We start from the raw sequence: 11,631 nt of genomic DNA, 5'->3' as shown, positions 1-11,631 counted from the left end.
GACTTCGCCCGCCGAGACCAGCCGATCAGTTGCTCCCGCTCGGCACCGGTCAACACCAACTCCGCCTTCGGACGCCCAGTTCTCGGCATGCCACCACCATACCGACTTAACCTACGAATTTCCGGCGGGCGACACTAGTCGTTCACCTCGACGACCAGGGCCGCGCCTACGTCGCCGGCCGCGCAACCGGTGAACAGGCCACGGCCGCCTCCCCGTGCGCGCAGCTCTTCGATGAGCTCGACGATCGAGCGCAGGCCGGTCGGTGCCTGCGGGTGCCCGAAGATCAGGCTGCAACCGTGTGCGTTCATGCGCTCGAGCGGTGTACCGGTCGCCTGCGCGAAGTAGAGGTCGTTAATCGCGAACGGGTTGTGCGTCGTCACCGCGTCGAGTGACGCGACGTCCAGGGCGGCCGCGGCGAGAGCGTCGTGTGCGGCCGGCACCAGGGCCTGTGGCATGTGCGACTTCGCGACCCGTGCGAACCCGGAGGCCAGCACCCGGGCGACGCCCTGCCCCGCGGATAGCTCTCTCGCGACCGCGACCGAGGCCACAACGGCGCCCGCGCAGCCGTCCGCCGGATGGGTCTGAGTCGCAAAGGTGTGCAGGCCGGCGGTTGCCACCGCAGCGAGGCTTGCCACCTTCTCCGGCGCGACGGGACGCACACCCTCGTCGGCCTCCACGACCAGTGGGTCTGCCCGTCGTCGCGGGATCCGCACCGGCACCATGTACCGGCGTTGGAACGCCCGGTCGTCGGCCAGCGCGGACGTGTACTGCTGCCAGCGCAGAACGGCAAGCTGGTCGAGGTCGGCACGGGTCACGCCGGCTTCCTTGGCGACGAGGTCGGCGCCGGAGAGCATCGATGTGCCGGCCCACGGGTCTCGTTCGAAGCTGTCGAGTACCCAGTGCTCCGTCCGCGGTGCGCCGCCGGGCTGGTTCCGCGATGGGTAGACGAGATGGGGCCCGTTGCTGGTCCGGTCGGTGGTGACGACGAGCTGGGTACCGCCACCGGCCGCCACGCTGCTCGCGGCCGCATGCACACATGCCACCGACGTCGCGCATGCCTGGCTGATCATCGGCCCGGACGTCGTGGCGGCGCCGATACGGGCAGCCAGTGTGGGAGCGCCGTAGAAGATCTCGGGCTGAGGCACCGTCCAGCCGAGGACGAGACCGGCCAGCTCCCGGGGGTCAAGATCGCGGTCCCTCAGGGCCGCGCTTGTCACCGCCTCGGCGACGTCGATACTCGAGACCTCGGCCAGCGACCCTTGCCAGCGCACGAACGGTGACGACCACGCCAGACCGGCGGGGATCGCCACATCTGAGTACCGCATCGGACCTCCGGAAGACGGTTCCCGGGTAGGGGTTGACAGCGATCGTGGGATGGCGGTATTAGTTCGCTACTAAAGTCTGACGTCAGATTACAGGACGGCAAGCATGGTGTCAGCTACTCGAACCAGAGACGTCAGGCCGCGGTACGGTCGGCGACGGCGCCGAGGCGTCCGACCTGGACGGCTCGGGCGGAGAGGATGTCGAGTGACCAGCGATCGGTTCGGGTCGGTGTTCGGGCCGATCGGCACGGGGCGGAGCTTCGAGAAGATCGTGGCCAGCCTGCGCGGCGCGATCGTCCGTGGCGACCTTAGCCCTGGTGAGCGCCTCCCGTCCGAGGCCGAGCTGGCGACGCAGCTCGAGGTCTCGCGCCCCCTGCTGCGGGAGGCGCTCAAGGCGCTGGAGCTGTCCGGCTATCTGCAGGTCCGTCGCGGTTATGGCGGAGGGCGGTTCGTCGCGACGCCGGCGGCCGAGGAGTTCCACACCATCCAGGCCGCGGCGCTGTCGCCCTTGGACGTCAGCCCGCACCACGTTCGCGACGTGCGGGTTGCGATCGAGCCGATGGCCGCCAGGCGGGCGGCCGAGGCGAAGGACAGCACCGACCTCAGGCAGGCGTGGACGGATCTCGCGCCTGCCGACGACCCGCCTGCACGGGCCGTGGCGACGATCGTCCAGGTGCACGGCGCACTCGTCGAAGCGTCGGGGAACCCGGCCTTCGTCGCCATCTTCGACGGCCTGCGCGGCTCGGTCGCGGCGAGCCTGGGCACGCGGGTCCAGAACGCGAACTGGCGGGAGACGTGCAAGGAGCTCCTCGGGGGCATCGTCGACCGGGTCGAGAACGGCGACGCGGACGGCGCGGAGACCTCGACGCGTACTTACCTCATCGAGCACGAGTACGGCACCGACGAGAAGAGCCAACAATGACCGTGAGCGCAGAGGACCGGCCATGCTGGTCGGCCGCCGTGGAGACGATGTCCGCGGAGGAGCTCGAGGCCGTGCAGTGCGAGCGGCTCCGGGCCCAGCTCCGGTATGTCCAGCGTCGGTCCCCGTTCTATGCGGCGAAGTGGGCGGCCGCGGGTTTCGACCCCGCCTCGGTCGAGTCGATGGCCGACTTCGACGCACCGTTCACGACCAAGGAAGAGCTGCGGGACAGCCAGCTCGCCGCGCCGCCGCTTGGGCGTCACGCGGCGGTCGAGATGAGCGAGGTCGTGCGCGTGCACTCCTCGAGCGGTACCACCGGACGTCCGAGCTACGTCGGCGTGACGGCGGCCGATCACGCGTCCTGGGTCGAGGTCGTCAGCCGGGTGCTCTACTGCGAGGGGATGCGCCCGTCCGACGTCGTTGTCCACGGCTTCGGCCTGGGCTTTTTCGTGGGTGGTCTGCCGCTCAAGGACGCCACGGAGAACATCGGGGCAACGTTCGTCCCGATCGGCACCGGAGCGACCGACAGGCTGGTCACGACGGCCCGCGACCTCCGCGCGACCACGCTCATGTGCACACCCTCCTATGCCGCCTACCTTGCCGAGTACTGCCGCGAACGGCTGGACACCGACCCGGCGGAACTCGGCTTCCGGAAGCTCCTGCTCGGCGCCGAGCCTGGCGGCAGCATTCCCGCCGTCCGGGCGCACCTCGAGGACGAGTTCGAAGCGACGGTATCGGACGGCCTCGGGAACGCCGACCTGTTCCCGATCTACGCGGCGTCCTGCCCGCGGCAGGACGGCCTGCATCTCTGTGCGCAGGACTTCCTGTACACCGAGCTCGTCGCCCCGATCACCGAAGCGAGGCTGGACTGGTCTTCGGGCAACGAGGGCGAGCTCGTCGTCACTCACCTGCGTCGCGAGTGCGTGCCTCTCGTCCGCTTCCGGGTCAGGGACCGCGTCGTTGTCGACCCCTCGCCCTGTACCTGCGGGCGCACCAGCCCACGGATCACCTGCGTCGGTAGGACCGACGACATGCTCATCGTCGCGGGCGTGAACGTGTGGCCGTCGGCGGTGAAGGACATCGTGTCGTCGCTGCGACCGAGAACCACCGGCGCCATGCAGATCCTGGTGCCGGGCAACGACGTCAGCGTCGCACCGCCGCTGCGGGTCCAGATCGAGTACGGCAGCGACGAGCGCGACATCGAACAACTTGGCAGAGAGATAGAGCAGACCATACGCGAGAAGTTGGTCGTGCGTGCGAGCGTCAGCCTGGTGCCACCCAACTCCCTCCCCCGCTGGGAGATGAAAGCACAGCTCGTTCGCCGCGTACCCAGCACTACTTAGCTTAGCTTAGGTGGAGGTCACCAATGGGCTACCTCGTAGGGATCGATGCCGGCGGAACGTTCACCGACTGTGTCGCGGTGCGCGCGGACGGCAGGGATGTCCGCACCGCGAAGGTGCAGACGACGAAGTACGACCTCGCGACGGCGTTCGCGCGCGCGCTCGAGAGCATCGCCGGCGATCTCGACCAGTCGCTGGAGGAGTTCCTCGCCGACTGCGAGCTGATTATCTACTCCTCGACGCAGGAGACGAACGCGCTGATCGAGCGGAGGGGTGCCAGGGTCGGCCTGATCACGACCCATGGTTTCGAGGACACGCTCTGGATCCAGCGCGCGAAAGGCTCCGTCGACGGCCTCACCGAGAAGGACTTCAAGCGCCAGGGCAGGAAGGTCAAGCCACTCCCGCTGGTGGACCCGGAAATGGTCGTCGGCGTGCAGGAGCGAGTCGACTGCTTCGGCAACGTCCAGTTGCCGCTACACGACGACAAGGTCCGCGGCGCCGTCGACACCCTCGTCGACCGCGGTGCCGAGATCTTCGTGGTCGCGCTGCTGCAGTCGATCAGGAACAAGTCGCACGAGGAACGGATCAGGGAGATCGTCAGGGAGAAGTATCCCGCGCACCGGCTCGGGGCGGTGCCGGTCGTACTCTCCTCGGAGGTCTCGCCCGCGTACCGCGAGTACCCGCGCTTTAACACAACGGTGATGGCGGCGTACCTGCAGACGGGGGTGAGCGACACCCTTAAGAACTTCCAGGAGTATCTGCTCGACCGGACCGAACGCCCGCTCCTCGTCATGCAGAGCTACGGCGGTGCGTCCAAGATCACCCGCTCCGATGCGGTCAGCTGCCTGCACTCCGGTCCGGTGGCAGGTGCCGCGAACGGTGTGCTGACCCACAGTGCCCTGACCGAGCGGTTCGGCACCGACAGTGCGATCTTCACGGACGTGGGCGGAACGAGCTTCGATGTCGCGCTGCTCGTCGACGGCACACTGCGCACGGACTTCGAGCCGGACATCGAACGGCTCAGGATCCAGACACCGCGGGTACGCATCAACTCTATCGGTGCCGGCGGTGGGACGATCGCGAAGATCGACAGCATCACGGGGCGCCTCGACGTAGGCCCGGAGAGCGCCGGCGCGATGCCCGGCCCGGCGTGCTACGGCCTCGGCGGTGAGCAGCCGACGGTAACCGACGCCGACGTCGTGCTCGGCCGGATCAACCCAACCTACTTCCTCGGTGGTTCGGTACGGCTGTACCCGGAACTTGCGGAACGGGCGATCGAGACGGAGATCGCCAAGCCGCTCGGCATGACGGTGGAAGAGGCCGCTCTGGCGATCGTGCGGCTGCTCGACGTGAAGATGTCGGACCTCGTGGAGAAGGAGGTCGTCCTCACCGGCCGCGACCCGCGGGACTTCGTGCTCTACTCTTACGGCGGCGCTGGACCCAGCCACGTCTGCGGGTTCGCCGATCGGCTCAAACCGCGCGGCGTCGTCGTACCGAACCGGCCCTCGGTCTTCTCCGCCTACGGCGCCGCGACCAGTGCCATCAGACACAAGTACTGGCAAGCGGTCCACTTCGAGCTCTGGGACCCCGACGGCGGGTACGCGGAGAACTTCGACGCCATCAACGCGGTGTGCGAAGGCCTGGCGGCCAAGGCGAGGTCCGACCTGGCGGCGGAGGGCGTGCCGGACAATCGCGTCGAGCTGGAGTTCGAGTTCGAGATGAAGTACGGCCCGATGCTCTGGGAGCACCGCACCCGGGTGCCGGTGAGCCGTGTCGACGCCACCTCTGCGGCGACCGTCAAGGACGCCTTCACCACATCGTTCGTCCAGGAGTTCGGCGAGGCGGCGAAGTACGAGTCAGGCGGGATCGTCGTAGAAGGCGTCATCCTCACGGCCGTCGGCCGCCTGGTCGACGTCGCCGCGGAGCGGTCGGCAACCGACGTGTCCGACCAGCAGGCCAAAGTGACCGAGCGACGCAGAGTCGTCTTCGACCGCACGGGCCCTACCGACACCGCCATCTACCGGATCGAGGAGCTGCCCTCCATCGCGCTGGTCGAGGGACCAGCCGTGATCGAAGCGAAAGACACGACCTACCTGGTCCCGCCGGGATGGTCCGCGACCTTCGACGAGGACGGGACTGCCTATCTTGTGAAAGCAGGCGAGTGAGCATGGCCAGAGGCATCGACTTCGAGATCGCCAACGCATACGCGCCGAGGAGCTTCGCCCAGGAGGAGATCGACGACTTCCTCGCGCTGGATCCAGTGGACTACGAGCTCTACCAGCACCGGCTCTACCACCTCGCGGACGAGGGCAAGCAGGCCATGGAAAAGCTCGCCTGTTCGACGATCATCAGAGACTGCGGCGAGGTGATGTACGGCGTCTACACCGCGGAAGGTGAGACGGTGCTGTCGTCGACGGGAATCTTCCTCCACGTCGCGTCCCTCGGCATCGCGGTGAAATACATCAACAAGCACTACAAGGACGACCCCAGCGTCGGCGTCCACCCCGGCGACCAGTTCTTCAACAACAACCCGTTCTACGGCGGCACCCACAATCCCGACCAAGCGATGCTCAAACCGATCTTCCACGACGGCGAGATCGTCGCCTGGATCGGGTGTCTCACCCACACGGCGCCGATCGGCGCCGTCGACCCCGGCGGTATGCCGGCGCGGGCCAAGACCAAGTTCGACGAGGGCCTGCGCGTACCCATCGTCAAGATCGTCGAGAACAACCTGCTGAAGACGGACATCGAGAACTGGCTCACCGACCACTCCGAGGCACCGGACCACCTGCTGCTCGACCTCCGCGCGCGCCTCGCCGGAACCCACCGCGGGGAACGAAGGATCCACGAGATCATCGCCGACTTCGGCGTCGACTTCGTCAAGAAGGCGAACCGGCGCATGATCTACGAGACCGCCCAACACGGTAGGGAGAAGATCCTCGCGATCAACCCCGGCACGTACCGCCAGCGACACTTCTACGACGGATACGGCGCCGGCGACAGGCAGCTCTGGAAGGTCAGCCTCGACGTCACCGTCAAGGACGGCGAGATGACGCTCGACTTCAACGACTCCTCCCCACGGCATCCAGGGCCGTACAACATGCCACCGACCGCCACGCTCGGCGGCATCCAGTCCGGCCTGTGCCCGAACCTGCTGTGGGACGTCGTCTGGAACGACGGGATCTGGGACTTCGTGCACCTCCGTCTCCCCGAGGTGGGTACCTCGATCATGAGCGCCGACAGCTTCGCCGCGATCAACCACTGCGTCCTCCTCGCCGAGGCCGTCGGCGAGTTCGTCAGGCTCGCGACCGGGAAGATGATGTACGACTCGCCGCACCGGCTCGATCTCAACGCCAGCTGGGCCGCGTCGTCCGCGGCACCGTACTTCGGCGGCGTCAACCAGTTCGGGAAGCCCTTCGGGAGCATGGACCTGAACCTGATGGGGTGCGGCACCGGCGCCCGTTGCGACTCCGATGGTGTCGACACCGGTGGCCAGGGCTGGGCGCCGTCGTCCAGCTGCGCCGACGTCGAGAGCTGGGAGTACGAGGCTCCGTTGGTCGCTCTCATCCGCAACAACATGATCGACAGCGGCGGCTGCGGGAAGTACCGCGGCGGCGTGTCGAAGCTGGAGGCGTGGGTCGTGCGGAACGCGCCCGAGGGGATCCTGCTCGGCTCCGCGGGGATGAGTGACCGGTTCCACCCGTCGTTCGGGCTCTTCGGTGGCTACGCGGCCGCGTGCGTCAAGCCGTTCCTCATCCAGGACACCAACTTCGAGCAGCTCGTCCAGGACGGCGAGCACGGTGGTGACCTCCCATTCTACGACATGGACGACCTGCTGAAGGCGGTCGACGACGGCCGGCTCACCGGGACGGTAACGCCCGTGGCACCGTCGTTCGCGCCGGTCATCGCCAAGAACGGCGACATCTGCGTGTGGCCGATGACCAACTCGAGCGCAGGCGGTGGGTACGGCGACTGCCTCGAACGCGACCCAGCCCTGGTAATGCAGGACCTTCGCGCGGGCATCACGTCGCATTGGACCGCGAGGGAGATTTACCGGGTGGAGTACGACCCCGACACGCTCATCGTCGACGAGAAAGCGACCCGACAGCGCCGCCAGGAAGCACGCGAGGAACGCATCCGCTCCGGGATGACGTTCGACGACTTCGAGGCCGCGCGGCGCGACCGGCGGCCGGCGGAGGAGATCCTCGGCGGCTTCGGGCCATGGCCGAACGAGCGGGCGGCGAGCGAGTCCCCGAACGGGGCGAGCCGGCCATCAAGCCATACCCAGCCGAGGCGTGCAGAGAACATCGACGAACTCCGTGCCATCACCGAGTACCTCGCCCTCGACCTGGACGCCGAGACCTGGTTCTGCAGGTCGTGCGGCGCTTCGTTGGGCGACGCACGGGCGAACTACAAGGAGTTCTGCCTGATCCGCGAACGGACGCCCGAGGAGGTCTACCCACCGAAATGGGGCTACGCCGCAGACGCCGACTGGTGCACCGTGCGCGAGTTCTACTGCCCGCACTGCGGCGTGATGATTGACGTGACCTACCAGCCGCCGGGCTATCCCGTTGTCCATGACATCGAGCTCGACCTAGACGAGATGAAGCAGCTCGAGCAGGCGGGTCAGACCACCGGGCCCAGCTCGAGACGTACCCGCAAGACCGCAGCCGTGTAACGAGTCTGGAGGCGACAGGATGTGCGCATACCGTATAGGCATCGACACCGGCGGCACGTTCACCGACGGCTTCCTGATCGACTCGACGGGAGCCTACCGCTGGGCAAAGTCACTGACGACGCCGTACGACCTGGGCGAGTGCTTCCGCAAGGTGTTACAGGAACTCGCCGACCGAGCCGGCATCCCGCTCGACGAGCTGATCAGGGACGCCGAGCTGATGTGCTACTCGACGACACACGGCACGAACACCCTCTTGGAAGAGTCCGGCCCCCGTGTCGGCGTCATCGTGTCACCCGGCATTTCCGCCGACCTCGTCGCCGCCATCCCCACCGGTCTGCTCGCCGGCGACATGGTGGTGGAGCTCCCGGAGAGCTGTTGGGAGAACGGGCAGCTGGTCGGCAAAGCAGCAGTGCGTGAGGCGGCGGAGGAGTTGAACGACCGCGGCGCGCGCAGCCTCGTCGTCGCGCTCAGGGACGGATCGACGTCGCCGGAGCTGGAGCGGGAGGTCGCTGCGGAAGCGGCCGCTAACTGTGCCGAGCACTCGTTCGGCTGGATCCCGGTGTTCGCGGCGACCGACGTGTCCGATGCCGCGGACGACACCGCACGCACCGTCGCAGCAGTAGTCACCGCGCACATCGGCCGACCGCTCGCGCGCTTCCTCTACCCACTCGAGCGCGAGCTGCGTGGGCGGCACATGAGGCGCCCGCTGCTGGTCGCCACGGGCGGCGGTGACGTGACCCGGGTCGCCAGCGCCCTGGCGATCGACACCCTGCAGTCCGGGCCGGCGTACGGCGCGCTCGCCGCGTCGAAGGTCGCGGACGGCTACGGCTGGGACCGGGTCCTGTGTGTCGACATAGGCGGCACGAGCACCGACATCTCGGTAGTCGAACCGGCTCGCCGTCTCATGGGCAAGCGGTTCAGCACCGACGGCTTCGCCGTCACCGTTCCGGTCATGGACATCCGTGCCGCCGCCATCGGCGGGAGCTCGGTGGCGCACGTCGAGGACGGTGTCCTGCGCGTCGGCCCCCGGAGCGCGGGTGCCCGCCCAGGTCCGGCGTGCTTCGGGCTCGGCGGTCGCGAACCGACCGTCACCGACGCGGACCTGCTGCTCGGCATCTTCAGTCCCGATGGGTTCAGCGGCGGCCGGCTGCACCTCGACGTCGAACGAGCTCGGGACACCCTCCTCGCCGGCGTCGGCAGTAAGCTCGGCATGGACGCGGACGAGGCGGCGGTACGGATCGGCAGGGAAGCCACCGACCATCTTGTCGGCGCCGTCCGCCGGGTCCTCGACGAGCGCGGACAAGACCCAGGCGAAGTGACCATGCTCAGCTACGGCGGCGCCGGTCCTACCCACTGCGCAGCCGTCGCCGCGAGGCTGAGGATCCCGCGGGTGGTTGTACTGCCGTTCGCGAGCACACTATCCGCGTTCGGATGCGCGTCGAGCGACGCGAGCCACAGCCGCCGGGTCCCGTTGCCCAACGGGTTGGCCGACGACTTGGTCACCACGGTGACCGAGCTGCTGGAGGAGGCAGAGCGGGCCGTGCTCGACGAGCTCGTCAGCGAAGGGTTCCCCTCGTCGAGTCAAGCCGTCAGGTACTGGCTGGAGACCGAGGACGAGGACGGCCGCACGCTTTCCAGACATCTGCTGAGGGCCGAGCGGGCCGACGACGCCGTCAATGCCGCCCGCGGGAGTACGGGCCCGATCACACTGATCGCGGATGCACACGTGCCGGTGCTCGAAACCAGGTGGTCGGGCACCTCGCTGCCGGCGAAGAAGCCGTCACGGACCTCGCGCAAAGGCCGCAGGGAGGTGTCGTTCGACGGCGAACGCGTCGACACCGACATCTACGCGGAGTCGGCGCTCAAGCCGGGTACTCGGATCGACGGGCCCGCGGTGGTGGAGACTGAATTCACGTCGATCGTCGTCACACCGTCGGCCGTACTCAGCGTCGACAGCACCGGCGCATGCATTCTCAAGCTCGCGGGGTGAACGCGATGCGGCGGTCTCACTAGATGCTGGGCAGGAACGTGACGGCTCGGACCGGTTCGCTACCGTTCCTGCCCTTCGTCGGCTCGCATGCTGCCCGGATCATGGGCGGCCTGCCCGACGACCTGTACAGGGACGCGAACACGCTCGCCATGTCCCTCCTCGGCACGTGCGATCTCTACGACCTCGACGGGCTGAGCGTCGGATACGACCTGGCGGCGACCGTTCCCGAACAGCCACCACCACCGGCGGCGTGGCCAACCGACTGCCCCTTCACACTCGACGACCCGTCCGGCCAGCACCTCTCCCCCGCTACCCGCTTCCATACGATCCGCGACGCGGCCGCGCACCTGAGCAATGGGCCGGGGAACCTTCTCCTGCAGGTCGCAGTACCAGGCCCGCTCACCCTCACGCAAACCCGAGCCGACGGCGCGGCGCAGCCGCATACCCCCGTCGCTTCGATACTGCAGACGATCGCGGCGTTCGCCGACGACATCCAGATCCTCACCCTCGTCGACCCCCGGCTGACAGAACGGACACCGTACGCCGAAGACGAACTGTCCTCGGCGTACGCGCGGATCTCGTCACTCGCCAGACACTACGGAATGCTGACCGCGCTCTACCCCGGACGGCCCGGCGACCCCGGTGCCCTAGACGAGTTCACCACCTGGTCGGACATCCTCGTTGTCGACGGAGAATCCGTGTCACCGACCGACTTGCCGCCGGACGCACCGATGGTCGCGGTCGGCATCCGCCCCTCGACGTTCGACCGGACCCACAAGGACCTCAAGGACCTCGCTGCAAGACTCCATGATTCATGGACCGACCACCCCGCCTACCTCACGACCCTCGGCGCCCTGGCGTACGACTGCCCACCAGAGACCGTCCGTGAGTTCGTAACCCTGCAGCGACAGCAAACCGACAGCGGCTAGCTCAACAACCGACAGCAATCCACTGCGGCAGCAATTCCACTAACAGATGATCCATTATCGGCTGTCTGTCGGTGCCTCGACCTAGCCTTGGCGTCATGGGCTCACGGGACGGCGGAGACGGCGCGATCGACGCTGACTACACCGCACCGCGTTCGGAGCGTGGCAGGTCACGGTCACCAGTGCGGCCGCGGACGTGGTCAACGGCAGCGGCGCGCTGCCCGACGGCGTCGAGGATGTGGTGATGCCGGTCGTCCAGGAGCACACCGAGCGGCTCGGGGTGCCGTGCACCACGATCCACGCTCTCGACGGGGACACCGAGGCGCGTCTGACCAAATGCACCAGTTCGGGGGCGTAATACCCAACCACTGGCGGGGGTTCATGACTGATCCTGTCGTAGCTCGCGGCGGGTGGCAACTCGCTGTTGGTGGGCGGTGGTGAGCCCGGTGCGGCGGG

Annotated in this window: 7 protein-coding genes; 6 read left to right on the top strand and 1 reads right to left on the bottom strand. The window is 67.8% G+C overall.

Going from position 1 to position 11,631, the window contains the following annotated elements; translation table 11 throughout:
• Positions 1-134 precede the first annotated feature (134 nt).
• Positions 135-1,325 (bottom strand): thiolase family protein, encoded by a 1,191-nt coding sequence (locus tag GEV10_30280; GenBank protein ID MQA82698.1) that lies wholly within the window; start codon positions 1,323-1,325, stop codon positions 135-137.
• A gap of 103 nt (positions 1,326-1,428) precedes the next feature.
• Here GEV10_30280 and GEV10_30275 point away from each other — a divergent pair, with 103 nt between their 5' ends.
• From GEV10_30275 to GEV10_30250, 6 genes are read left to right on the top strand one after another with little or no spacing between them, the layout of a single operon-like run.
• On the top strand, positions 1,429-2,244 hold the full coding sequence (locus GEV10_30275; protein MQA82697.1) for a GntR family transcriptional regulator: 816 nt from the start codon (positions 1,429-1,431) through the stop codon (positions 2,242-2,244).
• Positions 2,241-3,584 carry an AMP-binding protein gene (locus GEV10_30270; GenBank protein ID MQA82696.1) on the top strand — a complete coding sequence of 448 codons (1,344 nt, stop codon included), beginning with the start codon at positions 2,241-2,243 and terminating at the stop codon, positions 3,582-3,584. Before GEV10_30275 ends, GEV10_30270 begins: the two co-directional genes overlap by 4 nt.
• Positions 3,585-3,607: 23 nt before the next feature.
• Positions 3,608-5,746: a hypothetical protein gene (locus GEV10_30265; protein MQA82695.1), complete on the top strand. Its 2,139-nt coding sequence runs from the start codon at positions 3,608-3,610 to the stop codon at positions 5,744-5,746.
• Positions 5,689-8,259, top strand: coding sequence for a hypothetical protein (locus tag GEV10_30260; GenBank protein ID MQA82694.1), 2,571 nt, complete (start codon positions 5,689-5,691; stop codon positions 8,257-8,259). Before GEV10_30265 ends, GEV10_30260 begins: the two co-directional genes overlap by 58 nt.
• A 19-nt stretch (positions 8,260-8,278) precedes the next feature.
• Positions 8,279-10,249, top strand: coding sequence for a hypothetical protein (locus GEV10_30255; protein MQA82693.1), 1,971 nt, complete (start codon positions 8,279-8,281; stop codon positions 10,247-10,249).
• Positions 10,250-10,287: 38 nt separating this feature from the next.
• A complete protein-coding gene (locus tag GEV10_30250) occupies positions 10,288-11,178 on the top strand; it encodes a hypothetical protein (protein ID MQA82692.1) in 891 nt (296 codons plus the stop codon).
• The last annotated feature ends 453 nt before the right edge of the window (positions 11,179-11,631 follow it).

Source organism: Streptosporangiales bacterium, from assembly GCA_009379955.1.
In the GTDB taxonomy this organism is placed as follows: domain Bacteria; phylum Actinomycetota; class Actinomycetes; order Streptosporangiales; family WHST01; genus WHST01.
The sequence above is the reverse complement of the archived record's forward strand: the minus strand, read 5'-3'. Positions and strand labels throughout refer to the sequence as shown.